The sequence below is a fragment of the Serratia sp. JKS000199 genome, assembly GCF_900215455.1.
In the GTDB taxonomy this organism is placed as follows: domain Bacteria; phylum Pseudomonadota; class Gammaproteobacteria; order Enterobacterales; family Enterobacteriaceae; genus Serratia; species Serratia ureilytica.
This window is the reverse complement of the sequence record NZ_LT907843.1, coordinates 1,187,134-1,204,787: the sequence shown is the minus strand read 5'-3', so window position 1 is coordinate 1,204,787 and position 17,654 is coordinate 1,187,134. Positions and strand designations below refer to the sequence as shown.

The 17,654-nt window shown below is 55.9% G+C and carries 18 protein-coding genes and 3 tRNA genes; 9 read left to right on the top strand and 12 right to left on the bottom strand.

The window, feature by feature from the left end; translation table 11 throughout:
- The 5 genes from CPH57_RS05790 (at nt 1) to CPH57_RS05770 (ending at nt 6,566) form a co-directional block, all read left to right on the top strand.
- Nucleotides 1-1,368 carry a TolC family protein gene (locus CPH57_RS05790; protein WP_096242124.1) on the top strand — a complete coding sequence of 456 codons (1,368 nt, stop codon included), beginning with the start codon at nt 1-3 and terminating at the stop codon, nt 1,366-1,368.
- 414 nt (nt 1,369-1,782) lie between these two features.
- Complete coding sequence (gene proP, locus CPH57_RS05785; RefSeq protein ID WP_025302375.1) at nt 1,783-3,285, top strand: glycine betaine/L-proline transporter ProP; 1,503 nt, start codon at nt 1,783-1,785, stop codon at nt 3,283-3,285.
- Between the two features lie 98 nt (nt 3,286-3,383).
- Entirely contained in the window at nt 3,384-4,310 is a 927-nt protein-coding gene (locus tag CPH57_RS05780) for a LysR family transcriptional regulator (RefSeq protein WP_089196913.1), read from the top strand.
- A 108-nt stretch (nt 4,311-4,418) separates the two neighbouring features.
- Nucleotides 4,419-6,044 carry a GMC family oxidoreductase gene (locus tag CPH57_RS05775; RefSeq protein WP_096242123.1) on the top strand — a complete coding sequence of 542 codons (1,626 nt, stop codon included), beginning with the start codon at nt 4,419-4,421 and terminating at the stop codon, nt 6,042-6,044.
- Between the two features lie 252 nt (nt 6,045-6,296).
- Nucleotides 6,297-6,566, top strand: coding sequence for a hypothetical protein (locus CPH57_RS05770; protein ID WP_033642645.1), 270 nt, complete (start codon nt 6,297-6,299; stop codon nt 6,564-6,566).
- Nucleotides 6,567-6,622: 56 nt separating this feature from the next.
- Here CPH57_RS05770 and CPH57_RS05765 read toward each other — a convergent pair whose 3' ends face one another.
- The 3 genes from CPH57_RS05765 to CPH57_RS05755 all read right to left on the bottom strand — a co-directional run bounded on the left by CPH57_RS05765 (nt 6,623) and on the right by CPH57_RS05755 (nt 8,016).
- On the bottom strand, nt 6,623-7,174 hold the full coding sequence (locus CPH57_RS05765; RefSeq protein WP_060659680.1) for a hypothetical protein: 552 nt from the start codon (nt 7,172-7,174) through the stop codon (nt 6,623-6,625).
- Complete coding sequence (locus tag CPH57_RS05760) at nt 7,140-7,421, bottom strand: hypothetical protein (RefSeq protein WP_033642643.1); 282 nt, start codon at nt 7,419-7,421, stop codon at nt 7,140-7,142. Before CPH57_RS05760 ends, CPH57_RS05765 begins: the two co-directional genes overlap by 35 nt.
- A gap of 142 nt (nt 7,422-7,563) precedes the next feature.
- Nucleotides 7,564-8,016 (bottom strand): PaaI family thioesterase, encoded by a 453-nt coding sequence (locus tag CPH57_RS05755; RefSeq protein WP_033642642.1) that lies wholly within the window; start codon nt 8,014-8,016, stop codon nt 7,564-7,566.
- A gap of 237 nt (nt 8,017-8,253) precedes the next feature.
- Here CPH57_RS05755 and CPH57_RS05750 point away from each other — a divergent pair, with 237 nt between their 5' ends.
- On the top strand, nt 8,254-9,594 hold the full coding sequence (locus CPH57_RS05750; protein ID WP_069100852.1) for an anaerobic C4-dicarboxylate transporter: 1,341 nt from the start codon (nt 8,254-8,256) through the stop codon (nt 9,592-9,594).
- Nucleotides 9,595-9,758: 164 nt separating this feature from the next.
- Here the strand turns inward: CPH57_RS05750 and CPH57_RS05745 are convergent.
- From CPH57_RS05745 to uvrY, 7 genes are all read right to left on the bottom strand, one after another.
- A tRNA-Leu gene (locus tag CPH57_RS05745) sits at nt 9,759-9,844 on the bottom strand.
- A 10-nt stretch (nt 9,845-9,854) separates the two neighbouring features.
- Nucleotides 9,855-9,928 (bottom strand) — tRNA-Cys (locus CPH57_RS05740).
- Between the two features lie 351 nt (nt 9,929-10,279).
- Nucleotides 10,280-10,732 (bottom strand): hypothetical protein, encoded by a 453-nt coding sequence (locus tag CPH57_RS05735; protein WP_089196872.1) that lies wholly within the window; start codon nt 10,730-10,732, stop codon nt 10,280-10,282.
- Between the two features lie 359 nt (nt 10,733-11,091).
- Nucleotides 11,092-11,167 (bottom strand) — tRNA-Gly (locus CPH57_RS05730).
- Nucleotides 11,168-11,310: 143 nt separating this feature from the next.
- Entirely contained in the window at nt 11,311-11,859 is a 549-nt protein-coding gene (gene pgsA, locus CPH57_RS05725) for a CDP-diacylglycerol--glycerol-3-phosphate 3-phosphatidyltransferase (RefSeq protein WP_033642639.1), read from the bottom strand.
- Between the two features lie 58 nt (nt 11,860-11,917).
- The gene (gene uvrC / locus CPH57_RS05720) at nt 11,918-13,750 is read right to left on the bottom strand and encodes an excinuclease ABC subunit UvrC (protein WP_071845073.1); all 1,833 of its coding nucleotides are present in this window, start codon (nt 13,748-13,750) and stop codon (nt 11,918-11,920) included.
- Nucleotides 13,743-14,399, bottom strand: coding sequence for a UvrY/SirA/GacA family response regulator transcription factor (gene uvrY / locus CPH57_RS05715; RefSeq protein WP_004927947.1), 657 nt, complete (start codon nt 14,397-14,399; stop codon nt 13,743-13,745). The genes uvrC and uvrY overlap by 8 nt, the downstream gene beginning before the upstream one ends.
- 694 nt (nt 14,400-15,093) lie before the next feature.
- On the opposite strand from uvrY, the gene CPH57_RS05710 reads away from it, so the two are divergent.
- Complete coding sequence (locus CPH57_RS05710; RefSeq protein ID WP_004927950.1) at nt 15,094-15,318, top strand: DUF2594 family protein; 225 nt, start codon at nt 15,094-15,096, stop codon at nt 15,316-15,318.
- Between the two features lie 129 nt (nt 15,319-15,447).
- Nucleotides 15,448-15,789 carry a GlpM family protein gene (locus CPH57_RS05705; RefSeq protein ID WP_025302360.1) on the top strand — a complete coding sequence of 114 codons (342 nt, stop codon included), beginning with the start codon at nt 15,448-15,450 and terminating at the stop codon, nt 15,787-15,789.
- A 17-nt stretch (nt 15,790-15,806) separates the two neighbouring features.
- On the opposite strand, the gene CPH57_RS05700 is transcribed toward CPH57_RS05705, so the two are convergent.
- Both CPH57_RS05700 and CPH57_RS24285 read right to left on the bottom strand, forming a co-directional pair.
- Nucleotides 15,807-16,238 (bottom strand): hypothetical protein, encoded by a 432-nt coding sequence (locus tag CPH57_RS05700; protein ID WP_033642636.1) that lies wholly within the window; start codon nt 16,236-16,238, stop codon nt 15,807-15,809.
- A 174-nt stretch (nt 16,239-16,412) separates the two neighbouring features.
- Nucleotides 16,413-16,727 (bottom strand): hypothetical protein, encoded by a 315-nt coding sequence (locus tag CPH57_RS24285; RefSeq protein ID WP_033642635.1) that lies wholly within the window; start codon nt 16,725-16,727, stop codon nt 16,413-16,415.
- Nucleotides 16,728-17,269: 542 nt separating this feature from the next.
- Between CPH57_RS24285 and CPH57_RS05695 the strand changes: the two genes are divergently transcribed.
- Nucleotides 17,270-17,629, top strand: a complete 360-nt coding sequence (locus CPH57_RS05695; RefSeq protein WP_033642634.1) for a hypothetical protein — start codon at nt 17,270-17,272, stop codon at nt 17,627-17,629.
- The last annotated feature ends 25 nt before the right edge of the window (nt 17,630-17,654 follow it).

Below are 17,654 nucleotides of genomic sequence, written 5' to 3'. Positions count from 1 at the left end.
ATGAAAATTTTATCTCCCCTGGCGTTAAGCCTCGCCGCCCTGCTCACCGCCGGCTGCGGCAATGCCCTGAAAAGCGACTACCGGGCGCCGCAGGTCAACTATCCTGCGGGGTGGCAATACGCTGCCGACAACGCCGCGCCGACGCCGTTCGACTGGCGCGATTTCCACGATCCCGAGCTCGATCGTTGGCTGCAACAGGTGATGGCGAGCAATAACGATCTGGCCGCCGCCGTGCTGCGCGTTTACCGCGCGCGGCTCGAGGCGGAACGCGTCGGCATCAGCACCGCGCCCGGCGTCAGCGCCTCATTAGGCAGCGGCATTAATCGCCCGCTGTCCGAGTCCTCCGCGTGGAATAAAACCAGCAACGCGTCGCTCACCACCAGCTATGAGGTCGATCTGTGGGGCAAGCTGGCGCGCCAGCGCGACGCGGCCGAGTGGAGCAGCCAGGCTTCCGTGCAGGATCTGCAGGCGGCGCGCCTGAAGCTGTTGGCCGACGCCGCCACCAACTACTGGCGCATCGGTTTTCTCAATCAACAAATCAGCGTCAGCCAGGCGAGCATCGCCTATGCCAAAACGACGCTGCGGCTGGCCAACGCCCGTTATCAGGCCGGCAGCATCTCGGCGCTGGACGTAGTGAATGCGGAACAAAACTTGCTGACGCAGGAACGCAGCCTGGTGGCGTTACAACACGATCGTCAACAGGCGCTGAACGAACAGGCGGTGCTGCTGGGCGCGCCATCAGGCCAGGCCACCATCGCGCCCGCGCGCCTGCCGACGACGGCGATGCCGCAGATCAACACCGGCATTCCCGCCAGCGTCCTGAGCCGTCGCCCGGATCTCAGCGCTCAAGAGCTGCGGTTGCGCGCCGCCCTGGCCAACGTCGATGAAAAACGTCTGCAATACTATCCCGCGTTCAGCCTGACCGGTTCACTGGGCGCCAGCAGCAGCGCGCTGCTGGAATTCCTGCGCAACCCGACGGGCAGCCTCAGCGCCGGCCTGACGCTGCCGTTCCTGCAGTGGCGGCAAATGGGCGTGGAGATCAAGATCGCCCGCAACGACTATGAACAGCAAGTTCTGGCCTTCAAGCAGGCGCTGTACAAAGCGATGGGCGATGTGAACAACGCGCTGTCACTGCGCACGCAGCTGCTGGCGCAGGAGACGCAGTTGCGCGCCTCATTGGCGTTGGCGCGTAAATCGGAGCGGTTGAACGAGGTGCGTTACCGACAGGGCGCCGTCACCATTACCGACTGGCTGAACGCTCAGGATCAACGCCGTCAGGCGGAACTGGCGGTGGATGAGAACCGCTTCGCGCAGTACCAGAATCTGGCGAAAATCTATCTCGAATTCGGCGGATCATCGGCGCCGTAATCTCAGCGACCTGGCCACCTGGCCAGGCGTTTTTTTAGCGGCGAACACATCAATTTTTCCTGTTTTATCTCCCGTATTCTCTATACTGGAAACACCATCAATCAGCCGAAAAATCGCCAGATCGCACAATTATCAGACCATTCTCGCACCAAATCGGTGCAAACACTTAAGTTAAACTGCTGGATTTGATCGCCGCAAGATATAACGTTAAGCTATAGATGCAAAATAATTAGTCACCTAAATGACATAACATCGGCATGAGAGACGCTATTTTGTGATCCACATCCCAACTTAAATGTGGATAATGAATCGTCTTGAACCGCGATTCGATTAGCCGATTTGATAACTCGAAAACAACAGTGAACGGAGATTACGCTTTCACGAACAACGAATAATTCATTAAGGGATGATTATATGAAGTTAAGAAAAAAACGACATAAACCGATGCACATTAACGACATCACCATCATCGATGACAGCAAACTCAAGAAGGCCATTACCGCCGCGGCCCTCGGCAACGCAATGGAGTGGTTCGACTTCGGCGTATACGGCTTTGTCGCCTATGCGCTTGGCCAGGTCTTCTTCCCCGGCGCCTCTCCCGGCGTGCAAATGATCGCCGCACTGGCGACCTTCTCCGTCCCCTTCCTGGTGCGTCCGCTCGGCGGTCTGTTCTTCGGCGCCATGGGCGACAAGTTCGGCCGTCAAAAAGTGCTCTCGGTCACCATTATCATCATGGCGGTCAGCACCTTCTGTATCGGCCTGATCCCGTCCTATGCGTCGATCGGCATCTGGGCGCCGATCTTGCTGCTGCTGGCCAAACTGGCGCAAGGCTTCTCCGTCGGCGGTGAATATTCCGGTGCGGCGATCTTCGTCGCCGAATACTCACCGGACCGCAAACGCGGCTTTATGGGCAGCTGGCTGGACTTCGGCTCCATCGCCGGCTTTGTGATGGGCGCAGGCGTAGTGGTGCTGATCTCCAGTATCGTCGGCGAAGCCAACTTCCTCGACTGGGGCTGGCGTATCCCGTTCTTCATCGCCGCGCCGCTGGGCCTGATCGGTCTCTACCTGCGCCATGCGCTGGAAGAAACCCCGGCGTTCCAGCAGCACGTGGACAAGATGGAGAAAGAGGATCGCAACGCCATCGAGAATCCGCCAAAGACCTCGTTCAAAGAGATCGCGGCCAAACACTGGAAAAGTTTGCTGGTGTGCGTGGGTATCGTGATTTCCACCAACGTGACCTATTACATGCTGCTGACTTACATGCCGAGCTACCTGTCGCATAACCTGCACTACTCGGAAGATCACGGCGTTCTGATCATCATCGCCATCATGATCGGCATGCTGTTCGTGCAGCCGGTGATCGGCCTGACCAGTGACCGCATCGGCCGTAAGCCGTTTATCATCGGCGGCAGCATCGGCCTGTTGGCGTTGGCGATCCCGTGCTTCATTCTGATCAACAGCAACGTCATCGGCCTGATTTTCGTCGGCCTGCTGGTGCTGGCGGTGCTGCTCAACTCCTTCACCGGGGTGATGGCCTCCATCCTGCCGGCGATGTTCCCGACGCACATCCGCTACAGCGCGCTGGCGATTTCGTTCAACATTTCGGTACTGATCGCCGGTGCGACGCCGACCGTTGCCGCCTGGCTGGTGGAAGCGACCGGCAACCTGTACATGCCGGCCTACTACCTGATGGTTGTTGCGGTGATCGGTCTTATCACCGGTCTGTACATGAAAGAAACCGCCAACAAGCCGCTACGTGGCGCGACGCCGGCCGCCTCTGACCGCTCCGAGGCAAAAGAGCTACTGCAGGAAACCTACGACAACATCGAACAGAAAGTCGAGGACATCAACGCGCAGATCGCCGAACTGGAAAAGAAAAAACAGATCCTGATCGACCAGCACCCCAAACTGGACTGATTCGCACTGACAAGCAAAAACCACCCGCCCGGGTGGTTTTTTTTGCCTGGCGTGCACAGAGTGGTAACTTGACCCGGCGGATGCCGAAGGAGAGATGAATGAATCAGTTTCAGGAGATGGCGACCTATATCGCCGTGGTCGAGGCCGCCAACATCAGCGCCGCCGCCCGCCGCTTGGGCACCACCAAGTCGGTGGTCAGCAGACGCATCCAGCAGTTGGAGACGCGCCTTGGGACTGTGCTGTTCGAACGCGGGAAAACGCTTGGGCTGACCGACGCCGGCCATCTGTTCTATCAGCGCGCCGTTCTCATATTAAGCGAAGTGAGCGATGCCGAAGAGTCGGTGCGAACACTGCACGGCCAACTGCAGGGCCCATTGCGGTTAACCGCGCCGATGGCGTTCAGCATCCGCTATCTGGCGCCGCTGTTATCCGCCTTTATGGAACAATACCCGAACCTCAATCTGGACGTGGAGTACAGCGATCGCCTGGCCAATCTGAATCAGGAAAATTTCGACGTCGCCATCCGTATCGGCGCCTTGGCGGATTCCGACCTGATCGCGCAGCGCATCTGCGCCAACCGTCACTTGATTTGCGCCAGCCCAACCTATCTTGCGCGTCAAGGCACGCCGACGCACCCGCAACACCTGCAACAGCATCAGGGGTTGCTGTATATTCACCGCGAGCCGACCGGCATGCTGCAACTCCCCATCGAAGGCGAGATCCGATCGTTTCGTATCGGCAAACGCCTGCGCACCGATAATGCTTTTCACCTGCTGGCGGCGGCGAAAGCTGGTTTGGGCCTCGCCATCCTGCCCGCATTTATCGCCGCCGACGCGATACGCGCAGGGGAACTGCGCATTGTGCTGGCCGCCTATTCACCCGACGGCGGCGACATTTCCGCCGTCTATCGCCGTTCAAAACGGGCATCCCCCAAGATCAAGGCGCTGGTGGACTTTCTGAGCGAGCACATTGGCCCTACGCCCAGCTGGGAAACCGCGCTGTCCCCTTTCCTGACGTCAACCTGAAAGGTTCGCAGAACGCGAACGGCAGGTTCGAATTTCGCCCGCTTGTCGCTTTTATCTCCGGGTTTTAGTCTGCAGAACACACCTTCCGCCCGCTCTGGAGACTACGCCATGAAAGACCTGTCACGCCGTCAGCTGATATCCCAAACGCTGGCCGTTTCAGCCGCCGCCACGCTCAGCGCTTGCGCATCGAGTTCCGCGTCGGCGGCGCAAACACAACCGGCCCAACGCGCCAGCGAGCCATCCACCTTCGACGTGATCATCGTCGGCGGCGGTTCCGCCGGCGCGGTGATGGCGGCTCGCCTCAGCGAAAACCCAACGCGCCGGATCCTGCTGATAGAGGCCGGACACAGTTACGCGCCCTACGATTATCCGCGCCTCATCGCGAACAGCGACGTGCTCGGCGCCAATGGCGACCCGGAATTCGAATGGGGATACCGGACAGAACCCGGCTATGTCAGCCACGCGATCGGCGCCATCCGCGGTAAAGTCCTGGGCGGCAGTTCAGGCGTCAACGGCGCCGTGGCGATCCGCGCCCGCCCGGAAGATTTCAAACGCTGGGATCTGCCGGGATGGCGCTATCAGGATCTGCTGCCCTCCTTCAAAAAACTGGAGACTCGTCATGGCCTGCACGACCGCGCAATCCATGGCGATAGCGGTCCTTTCCCCGTCGTGCAACTCACATTGGATGACATCACGCCAATGCAACGCGCTTTCGTCGCCGCCACGCGCGCCAACGGCTATGACGCCATCGACGATTTTGACGGCCCTTCAGCGAATGGCGTCGGCCCCTACCCGATGAATATCGTCAACGGTGTGCGCGTTAACACCGGCATGGCCTATCTGGATGAGAAAACGCGCGCCAGAGACAATCTCATCCTGCGTGCCGATACGCTGGTCGACCGCGTGATATTTGACGGGCAGCGCGCGATCGGCGTTCGCCTGGCCAGTGGCGAAGAAATCCATGCCGCTGAAGTGATCCTGAGCGCCGGAACCTACGGCAGCGCCGCCGTTTTGATGCGATCCGGCATTGCGCCTGCGCAACAGTCGAAGCGTCTGGGGATCCCCGTCGTCGCCGATTTGCCCGTCGGTGAAAACCTGGTCGATCACCCCTTTTATTACAATGCCTACGCAGCCCGCCCCGACGTCATCGGCAGCCAATCGCCGGTTATCGGCGCCAAGCTGTGGACCCGCAGCAGCCGAGCGGAACCGGAGGAGCTCGATCTGCACATTACCGCGACGCATCTGTTCCCACATGACCAAAGCCCCACCGGCGTCGGTTTTGTCCTGGCGGTGGCGCTGACTCGGCCGCAATCCACCGGACGCATCTGGCTGGAAAGCCGCGATCCGATGGCAGCCCCTCACATTGACCTTAACTTCCTGGCGCAAGAGAGTGACCGTGTTCGCTTGCTGGAGGGGGTTAAACTGGCGCGAAAAATAGGGCAAACCGCTCCGCTGTCTACGCTTATCCACAGCGAGCTTGCGCCCGCCGCAGACAGCGACGAGGCCATTCTGGCCTCGATGGCGGCGACGTTGGATACCTATCATCACCCGACCTCCTCCGCGCCGATGGGGAATGCCGGCGACCCGAAGGCGGTCGTTGATCTTCAGGGCCGCGTGCACGGCGTGCACGGGCTTCGGGTTGTCGACGCATCCATTTTCCCCGACGTGCCCTCCGTCGCCACTAATGTGACGACGATCGCCACCGCCGAGCATATCGCCCGCCACTATGCCTGACCGTTTGGCGGCAAGATAGGCTGTTGAAACCCGGCCGGTCATCCTGATGGCCGGCCTTCGCCATTCCGCAGCGGCGCGCTCTTCAACATCGGCGATCTCAGCCTCACCATTTCGCGTCTGTTTCACTGGTTCGAAAGCCAGCGTGGATAACCTGGATTCGCGATAACGCAGGCGGCGAGCAAACATCGGCTATGATTGATAGACGTTACGTCATTTTCCGAGACTGTCGCTCGCGATAAAGAGGACCGCATCATGACCGACTATGTGTTCTACAATCAGATCCTGACCCGACTGGCCGCCAATCATCCCGGCACGCTGGATGAGAAAACTTACGAATTGTGGAAGCAGGACGCCACCAGCCCGCACGCCTTCGCGGATCCCTTCGCCTATCTCAAAACCAAGGGGCTGATACAGGCCTACGTGATGAGCGACATCGACGAGAACAACTATGATATCGATCCGCACCAAACGCGGATCACCGCCGCCGGTCTCGACTTCATCCGCAGCGGCGGGTTCAAATAAGACGCAAAAAACCGCCCAACGGCGGTTTTTTTACCCTAAAAAGCGTCCGGACCGTTTCAGGCGGGGAAAGGCCGATAAAAAATACGCAGCACTTCACTGTCGCCCTGGCGTAGAAAACCGCCTTCCGGCTGCCAGCGCAGATCGCGCGCCAGATTGAGATTCTCCCAGCCGACCGCGCCTCCCACGCCGATGCAAAGATTTTTATTGCCTGCGGCAAATCCCGCGCCGGTGCCGATCATGGCATGCAGCAATCGGGGCGAGGCCGCGTCGCGCATGGAGAATATCCCGATAAAACATCCCTGCGGGGCGCGCAGCATATCCGCCATGGTGCGGATCTCGGTATCGTCAGGGCTGACAAAATGTCTGTACTGCTTATCGAACACCGTCAGCCACAGTTGCTTGTATTTCGCCTTACTGAGCGCGCCGGAACGGTGGGCGCACAGCACCACCGCATCCCAACACATCTCCCCGCTGAGCGAAAGATACTCTTCCGTATTCTCCTGCGGCTTATCGGCATAATGCCGCGCAAATTCAGCGGCATTCAGATGCGGCGGCACGGCCTGTTTGGCGACGTCACTCTTGTAGCGCTTGAAATTCAACCAATGCATGGGAAGTCTCCTCTTCACCCGATAGATTAATAAATCCGCAGCCGTGAATAAGACGAGCCATCAAATCCAGCGCGTCGTCGGCAACGGCGGTGTCGTCGTCGTTCAGCCCCTGTTCCACCGCCCGCTCAATGGCGCTCATCACCGACGTCGCGCTGGTTTCTTCCCCTTGCGCTACCACGTCCAATACGGCTCTGCCGATCGCCAGACAAAGCTCATGATCAAACTCAACCTCTTTATACGGCTGCATACTCACCCCGATAAATTTTTACCCAAGAATACTAGACCACAATGACGCATCGCGCCTGCGGCCGTATCGCGGCGATCGGTGCAGCCGACAGAGAAATGCATCAGGCCCCGGATGGAAGAACCGGGGCCTGATAAATGGCAGGTTATTGTGGCGGCTGTTCGGTAGAGCGAATGATAAAGCAAGTGGCGGTTGCCGAAGCCAGCAATTTTCCTTCCGCCGTTTTGAGCGTGCCTTCCGCGAAAGCGACGTTTTTCGACGCATAGACCAGACGCCCCTCGGCGATCAGATCAATCTCCTTCGGCACCGGGCGCAACATTTTCACCTGCAGATCGACGGTGCCATAACCCGTCCCTGCGCCCAGCGTACTGTGCACCGCGCAACCGGTCACCGAGTCCAAAACCGTGGCGGCGAAGCCGCCATGAACGCCGCCCAGCGGGTTAAGATGGCGTTCGTCGGCCCGCGCCACGATGCGGATATATCCCTCTTCAACCGCGGCCGGTTTCATGGGCACCGTTTCAGCGATCGAAGCCGGTGGAATTTTGCCGGCCATCGCTGCCTGTAATAACGCCAGCCCCGTCATTTTTGTCGGATCCATAACTCTCTCCTCTGGTGGTAAATCCGTCATATAGGAGAGGTCTGACCTCTTGGCTTGCTTTTTCGTGCTGATACCGCTTTCCGCCCGCTCTCTATGTTCTTTGAATGTGACCGACATCACTCTTTAAGGTTAATAACCACAATTTATTAATGCCTTTAGATTTAAAACAACTTTCTGCTGTAAACGCCGCCGGAAACTGAACGTAGTTAAGTTCAACATTATTAAGGCGTATCTATCATGGATTTCTTTCTGCAATTAGCGGTTATATTGGCATGCCTGCTGTATGGGGCGCGTAAAGGCGGCATTGCGCTGGGGTTGCTGGGCGGTATCGGTTTGATGATTCTGGTGTTCGGTTTTCACCTGCAGCCCGGCAAACCGCCGGTAGACGTGATGCTGGTGATCATCGCGGTGGTGGCAGCCTCCGCCACCCTGCAGGCCTCAGGCGGGTTGGACGTCATGCTCCAGATCGCCGAGCGGATGCTACGGCGAAACCCGCGTTATGTCTCGATCATCGCCCCCTTCGTCACCTGCATTCTCACTATCCTTTGCGGTACCGGGCACGTGGTGTATACCATTTTGCCGATCATCTATGACGTGGCGATCAAAAATAACATCCGCCCGGAACGGCCGATGGCGGCCAGCTCGATCGGCGCGCAGATGGGCATTATCGCCAGCCCGGTTTCGGTGGCGGTGGTTTCACTGGTGGCGATGCTCAGCAGCTACACCTTCAATGGCCGCCATCTGGAATTCCTCGATCTGCTGTCTATCACCATCCCTTCGACTCTGTGCGGCATTCTGGCGATCGGTATCTTCAGCTGGTTCCGTGGCAAAGACCTGGACAAAGACCCGGAGTTCCAGAAGTTCATCTCGGTACCGGAGAACCATCGCTACGTCTACGGCGACGCCGCTACCCTGCTGGACCGGGTACTGCCGCGCAGCAACTGGATCGCCATGTGGATTTTCCTCGCCACCATCGCCCTGGTGGCGTTGCTGGGGGCGTTTTCCGATCTACGGCCCAGCTTCGGCGGCAAGCCGCTCTCTATGGTCCTGGTGATCCAGATGTGTATGCTGATGGCTGGGGCGTTGATTGTCATCATTACCCGCACCAATCCGGCGTCTATCTCTAAAAACGAGGTGTTTCGTTCCGGCATGATCGCCATCGTGGCGGTGTATGGCGTCGCCTGGATGGCGGAAACCATGTTCGGCGCGCACCTGACGCAGATCGAAGCCACACTGGGTGTGCTGGTGAAAGAGTATCCCTGGGCCTATGCGCTGATCCTGCTGCTGGTGTCGAAATTCGTCAACTCGCAGGCCGCCGCGCTGGCGGCACTGGTGCCGGTGGCGTTGGCAATCGGCGTCAACCCGGCCTATATCGTCGCTTCGGCACCGGCCTGCTATGGCTACTATATTTTGCCAACCTACCCCAGCGATCTGGCGGCAATCCAGTTCGACCGCTCCGGCACCACCCGCATCGGCCGCTTCGTGATCAACCACAGCTTTATTCTGCCCGGCCTGATCGGCGTCAGCGTCTCCTGCGTCTTCGGCTGGATCCTCGCCGCGGCGTTCGGTTTCTTATGATCTGTAGTGTGGAGCCCTGCGGGGCTCCCTGCAGGCAGGGTGGCGGCATGACAAGAAAGGAAAAAAATGCAGGCGTAATGCGAATTTCAGACACAAAAAAACCGCCTCTCGGCGGTCTACGACATTACTACTTATTGCTTTGATTATTCGGTATTTTCGTTCCCTGGTACCCGGGGCGGGACTTGAACCCGCACAGCCATAAGCCGAGGGATTTTAAATCCCTTGTGTCTACCGATTTCACCACCCGGGCTCGGGAAAGTTGGAGGCGCGTTCCGGAGTCGAACCGGACTGGACGGATTTGCAATCCGCTACATAACCGCTTTGTTAACGCGCCTTTATTCTGTTTTGCCTTTTCAGGCCAAAGCCGGTGAATCACCCACTTCGTTTTGTTCTTCGGGATTGCGATGATAAAATCGCTTATCCTAATCATCTGATTCTTAAGTAATTTATTTCGTTACTGCCGAATCGATGGACTGCATTATGGACTAAACCCCCCACCTTGGCAACCCCCCGAAATAGCAAAAAGTTCTCTAACGCTTTCAACTGCTTATTTTGTGGGCGCACTGTTCACAATGCCAACGAAAAGGCAAGCGGAATGTTGATATTATATGCATCGGCTCAGGAATTCACGGGCAAAACGGTTCTTTTTCTCGACAGGAATAGCTCTCCCCGGCTTTTCGCTTGCTTATGGCGAAGGGCTATCGTGCAAAACCTCATCGGTCGGGGCATCACGCAATCTTCGACGCCACCATAAAAACCCGGCGAACATTCCCGGTAAGACCGCGATCGCGCCAAAAATACGCTGATCGGCATTCAGCAAACCGGGAGCAATGGCGGAAACCACCGCACACAACAGCAGAAACCACCGCAATTGGCGAATGCCTAAATGGGCGATACCGGCAATAGCCCCCGCCAAACATGCCGGCAAAAAACCGAGCGCATAAGAAAAAATGCCGATAAACCCCGCCATGCCCAGCAAGTCGCCGGCATCGAGAAGACTTATTCCCACCCACTCACCGCTGCCGAACGCCATCAGCAGAAACATGAGCACGCCCCCCAACGGCGGGGCGACCAGGCCGAAGAACAGCGCACATCCCGCCGCCGTTCTTATCAGATGCTTTAAAGCACCAGATTCCATACATCCTCCTATGCCCGGTTTCAAAAGACCGACCTACCGCTTCACTTTGCCGATAACCCAGCGATTTGACGAGGCGACAGCGATGCATGGCTGTGCCTGAGTGCTCAGATGGCGTCATACGCCGCATTATTTTCTTCTTGCATGGCGAACCGCCGGACGTATCAAATTATTGTTGCACCGTTTAACGGCTGCATCCAACAGTATGACAACGACAGGAAAGATACGTGAGAAGAGTCAATAATCGATATGGGAAGATGAAGAAAGGTGTCGCCGAATGGCGCAGAAGCAGAAAACGAAAAAGGGGCCGAAGCCCCTTTTCCTTACCTGCCGAATCACGGGGGATTCAACAGGCTAATATTTGGAGCGGGAAACGAGGCTCGAACTCGCGACCTCAACCTTGGCAAGGTTGCGCTCTACCAACTGAGCTATTCCCGCATTACCAGAACTGACTGATTTCTTTGCTATCTTTTGCAATTCATCGTTGTCGTCTGATGCGATGCATTCTACTTACCTGACGTGATGAGTCAATAAAATTGTTGGCCCACCACGATCGTTTGCCGCTTTTTGCAGCGTATCGATCACGGTTCCAGCAAATCGTTACGCGCCGCGTTCAAATATTGGAACATCGACCAGAAAGTCAGCACCGCCGCAATATACAGCAAGCCGATCGCCACATATTCCACAGAGCGATCCGGGCGCCACAGCAAGCCCACCAGCGACATCATCTGCGCCATGGTCTTCACTTTGCCGATCCAGGACACCGCCACGCTGCTGCGTTTGCCAATTTCCGCCATCCACTCGCGCAGCGACGAAATGATGATTTCGCGGGCGATCATGGTGGCCGCCGGCAGCGTGATCCACCAGCTGTGGTAGTGCTCCGCCACCAGCACCAGCGCTACCGCCACCATCACTTTGTCCGCGACCGGATCCAAAAACGCCCCGAAGCGCGTCGTTTGTTTCCAGCGGCGCGCCAGGAAACCGTCAAACCAGTCGGTGACAGCGGCAAACACAAAGATAACGGCGCAAACCATCGGAGCCCAGCTGAACGGCAGGTAAAACGCCAGCACAAAGAATGGGATCAGAACTACGCGAAACAGGGTAAGCCAAGTCGGTATATTCAATTGCATAATGCTACGGTAACTATCTGGCTAAAGTGGAAATTAAGAGTATGTTGCTACATTGCCCTCAGTGTTTCAATGCATTGTAGATCTTTTCTGCCAATGCTTGTGAAATACCCGGCACTTTTGCAATTTCCTCCACGCTGGCGTTCAACAAAGGTTGCAGTCCGCCCATATACTTCAACAGCACCTGGCGCCGTTTCGGCCCTACGCCCTCAATCAGTTCCAGTGCGCTGGTATTTCTGACTTTCGCCCTTCTCTGCCGGTGACCGGTAATCGCATGATTATGTGAATCATCGCGGATGTGTTGGATCACATGCAGCGCCGGCGAATCCGGTGGCAACGAAATCCCTTCGCCTTCCGGCACGAAGAACAACGTTTCTAACCCGGCCTTGCGATCGGCGCCTTTGGCGATGCCGATCAGCAACGGTTTATTCTTGTCCCAGGTGACGTTCAGCGAGTTGAACACGTCGATCGCCATGCCGAGCTGCCCTTTGCCGCCGTCGATGAAAATGACATCCGGGATTTTTTTCTCTTCCAGCGCTTTGCCGTAACGGCGTTTCAGCACCTGCGTCATCGCCGCGTAGTCATCGCCGGGGGTGATGCCGCTAATATTGTAGCGCCGATACTCCGAACGCACCGGGCCGTTTCCGTCGAACACCACGCACGAAGCCACGGTCTGTTCGCCCATGGTATGGCTGATATCGAAGCACTCCATACGATTGATTTCCGCCAGATTCAGCACCTTGGCCAATTCCGCCAGCCGCTGATGGATCGTCGACTGTTGCGAAAGCTTGGTGGTCAACGCCGTTGCCGCGTTGGTGCGGGCCAGCTTCAGATAACGGGCGCGGTCGCCGCGCGGCTTGCTTTGAATTTGGATCTTGCGCCCCGCCAACTCGGAGAGCGATTCTGCGAGCAGGTCCTTTTCCGGCAAGCTGAAATCCAACAGGATCTCGCCGGGCAGCGTGCGCGCCTGGCTGCCCTGCAGGTAAAACTGGCCGACGAAAGTCTGCACCACTTCGCTCATATCCGTACCGCCCGGCACCTTAGGGAAATAGCTGCGGCTGCCCAACACCTTGCCCTGACGGATGAACAGCACGTGCAGGCATGCCATACCGGCGTCGAACGCCACGCCGATGACATCCAGATCGTCACTGTCGCCCGAGACGAACTGCCGCTCGGTAACGCGGCGCACGGCCTGAATTTGATCGCGTATGCGCGCCGCCTCTTCGAAATTGAGCAGCTTGCTGGCTTCTTCCATGCGGGCAATCAGCTGGTGCAACACCTGTTGATCTTTGCCCGAAAGAAACAGCCGCACGTAGTCCACCTGTTGCCGGTACTCTTCTTCACTCACCAGGCCGGCGACGCAAGGGCCCAGGCAGCGGCCGATCTGATACTGCAGACACGGGCGCGAACGGTTGCGATACACGCTGTTTTCGCACTGGCGGATCGGGAACAGCTTCTGCAGCAGCGCCAGCGTTTCGCGCACGGCGTAAGAATTGGGAAAAGGACCGAAATATTCGCCCTTGGCGTGTTTGGCGCCGCGATGCACCGCTAAACGGGGATGAGTATCGGCGCTGAGAAAAATCAGCGGATAAGATTTATCGTCTCGCAAAAGAACATTATATCGCGGTTGGTACAATTTAATGTAGTTATGTTCCAACAACAGCGCTTCTGTTTCGGTATGGGTAACCGTTACGTCTATTTGCGCGATATTTTTAACCAGCGTTTCGGTTTTACGGCTGCTGACCTGCTGCCGAAAATAGCTGGCGAGACGTTTTTTCAGGTCTTTGGCTTTACCGACGTAGATCACCGTGCCAGTGGCGTCATACATACGATAGACGCCAGGTTGGCTGGTGACGGTACTCAGGAAAGCTTTGGCATCAAAACGGTCATTCACTGCTTAACAACGTCTCCGCATTGAACAATCCATGTCGGATGGCCAGGTGGGTCAGTTCGACGTCGCCGCTGATATTCAATTTGCTGAACATACGGTAACGGTAACTGTTCACCGTTTTCGGGCTGAGACTCAGTTGCTCCGAGATCTCATTCACTTTTTTGCCTTTGGTGATCATCAACATGATCTGCAGCTCGCGCTCAGACAGGCAGCTGAACGGCGTTTCGGCCTGCGGCTCCAGCTGGCTCAGAGCCATTTGCTGGGCGATGTCAGACGCGATGTAGCGCTGCCCCGCATGCACGGAACGCAAGGCGTTAATCACTTCCTGCGGCGCGGCGCCCTTGCTCAGGTAGCCGGCGGCACCCGCCTGCATCACCTTCGCGGGCAAGGGATTTTCGGTATGGATAGTCAGCATGATGACTTTGACGTCGGGTGCATAACGCACAATCTTGCGCGTGGCTTCCAGCCCGCCAATGCCCGGCATATTCATGTCCATCAGCACGATATCGACAGCGTTGCCACGGCACCATTTTACGGCGTCTTCACCGCACTGGGCCTCACCGACAACTTTTATACCTTTGATATCTTCAAGAATGCGTCGTATCCCTGCGCGCACCAGTTCGTGGTCATCAACAAGAAGAACGCTAATCAAGGAAAATTCTCCAAAAAAAGGGAGTAACGCAATCAGCCTCTGTTTTCGCCAGAGATATTACTTGTTTTTCAGACAAGAATGAACACAGATTAATACATACTTCCGAATAACTTTGCGGAGCATAGCTGATTTTTCAATTTTAGCCGTCTATGCCGCCGATAAATCGTCACGTCGGAAAAGATCGAGCGACGAAAATAATTTCGTCGCGCTGCGTCAGACACAGGATAGCGCGACAATCATGCCGCGAGGGAGAAATCTGTGTAAGCAATCACGACATGAATAATATTAACACGGCTGTTGGCTGTTTGTAATCATTTGATATTTAAAGCCGCGGCCAACGCGAGCCTGACAGCCGGCGTACAAAACTATTATTACCGACCAACGCCGGCAAAATCAGTGCCACCCGCCCCTAATAATTATAATAACCCCGATTGTTCAACAATAACGAGCCGGGCAAATACTTGTTAACCGCCTCGAAATAACTGGCCGACAATGGATGACCCGGACGTGCAATGAGCAAACTTCACCCACCAGCGCCGCCAGAGCAAGCCCGGTGCAGATGGCTGACGCATGCTATGCTATACTCCGCGCCCAGTTAAATTCGCCGCCGTGCGTGGGCAACTTGCCTATAGTCCGCGCGCGGTGCGCTAAAGCAGCTTGTATCAGGCTACGGCCTCAAAAATCAGGAGAGAAAATGAGCAACGTTGATTTCACTACGTCTGCAAACCCGGAGATCTTGGCGACCGAGGTTGCCTGCCTCAAAGCCACGCTGACGCTGATCCTGAAGTCGATCGGCCAGGCCGATGCCGGGAAAGTCATCATCAACATGGAACGTTTCATCGCCCAGATTGAAGATCCGACTCAGGCGGAAATCTTCAAGAACAGCATTCAGCAAATCAAGCACGCTTACCGCCAGTAAACGTTGCCGCTCAGACCCGCGATTCATGCGGGTCTGTTTTTCCCCGCACTACGCAATACGCAATACGCCATTGATTCTGCTCAGGCTTTCGGGCAGTGTGTTGGCTTTCCCCCGACACCCGAGACCGTTATGGGCATCCTTGTCAAAGCGCTGATAGGCGCGCTGGTCGTGGTTCTGATCGGCCTGCTGGCCAAAACGCGCAACTATTATATCGCCGGTTTAGTCCCGCTCTTCCCCACTTTCGCTTTGATTGCGCATTATGTTGTCGGCAGCGAACGTTCAATAGCGGCGCTGAAAACGACGCTGATTTTCGGCATGTGGGCGGTGTTGCCCTATCTGGTGTATTTGATTTCGCTGTATTTCCTGATTAACAGTCTGCGGCTGTCGTTAGCGCTGGGTGCGGCGGTACTGTGCTGGATTGCGGCGGCGTGGCTATTAATTACGCTGTGGGGATGGTGGCAAGGACGTTAACGCCCTTGCCAGGGCGGTTACGGCCGCCCTGCCTGCAAAACGAAGCCTCTCTGCCGATCGCCGGCGATCCGCAGATAGCGGCTTTCACCGGCGCGCAGCGTCATCGGCACGCTGCCGCTGGTATCTCGCCAAATACACAGAGAGTTCTCTATCATATCTTGCCCGATGCTCACCGAAGTATTGCCCGGCGGCACGCGAAACTCCGCTTTTTCTTTCGCGCCCAGCGAAGCGGCGAACTCCCCATTCACATAAACGCCGGTGCGGCAGCTACCCGCCAGCATTCCACTGTCGCGCACCACCACCACCGTGGCGTATGGCGTATCCGGGATATTCTGATAAAGCATCAGACGGCTTGGGGGCGGTAATTCAGCCTGTTGCGGTGGTACGGCTTGGGTCGCACATCCCGTCAACAGTGCAGAGGCGAACAACAACGCGGCGTAATGCTTCATCCTTGGCTCCTGAAAAAAATAATGCTTATCGTAACAAGAGAATAGCTGCTGTCAGTAGCCTTCATGTCGCAAAGACGAAAAAATCGGATAACTTCCCACTCATCGCCCAGCGCGTCTTTCCGGATAAGAAGATTCTGTATTAAAGACCTTGAAATAAAGGCGATTTTTACAAATTTAAAACTTTACCATGCCGCGTTGGATATCTGCCGCAAACGCGTCACTGACGTAGCTGAAGCCATCCGGCGTGACGTAAACCCGGGTATGACCGGTCTCTGACAGCACTGCCACCATATATCCCAGACTGAGCATTTCATGCGAAGGAACATTCATCGGCGTTAGAAATCCGCGTCCGCGGCACCACTGATAAAAGCGAGTTCGCCCATATCCCAACACGGTGCCAACATCGGAAAGGTGCTTAAAATTATCATAATCCCCTGATGGTGAAGGCAAACCGCCATGGCTTTCAGGCGTTTTCTTTATCCCAGACAAAATAAACTCCTTTTTTGAACCTGTCGCTAACGGTTATCCCTCATCTGAGCTGAATTTAAAAAATCCAAATTTAAAATGCAAATGAATTCCCTGTAACTAAAAAGTATTTAATGGAAGAATTCCGAAAATAAAGGCACAATAAAAAAACAGAAATAAAAAAATAGAGCATTAATACCGTACATTAAAACTTGGCCATGGGTAAATATCTTAATTCAAAATTCCATTTAAACAGGATAAGAAAATACTTAGCTTGCATACTGTTCTTCCCTCTCATAACGCTGAGATAATGACCAGGCCATGCAGCAAAAAGAGAAAAGATATAAAATCGCTCTGCCCACACACTCTCATCGTCAGATCTGCCCCTTGTAAGCCTCTCCCCTATCGCCGACGGCGCATTTCAGGGTGCCGTTGCCTCAATCACACCTAAACAATAACCATTATCATTTCCAATTGTGTCGTCAGTTGATTACACTTTTTCGCATCGCTGGTTGGGAAGATTCCTAGTCAGTGATCACCTGGATAGAGGAAGAGTTAGGGACACCATGAAGAATTACCGTTGTTTGATTGTTTTGCCGTTATTGATGATGACTGCCTGTACCCAATGGGAAAGACCCGGCGCAGTTGAGAGCACCCGAAATGCCGAATATGCCGAATGCCGCAGTCGGGGCTACGATCGCTTCCCGCCAGACGTCGTGCGGGACGTAGAGTTCAGCTACGAAAACAAATACATCCCTTGCGAGAAGAATAAGAAAGATTGTCCATCGGGATATCGCTATGACAAAGAGCCGTCGATCAAAACGGTACAGACCGATCGCAATCAGTCAGCCCGAAACGCCACCATCGAGGCTTGTATGTACGGCAAGGGCTGGCGAGAGAAAACCTACTATTGGCCGCAGTGGTGATGCAGCGAAATCGATTTGGACTGAA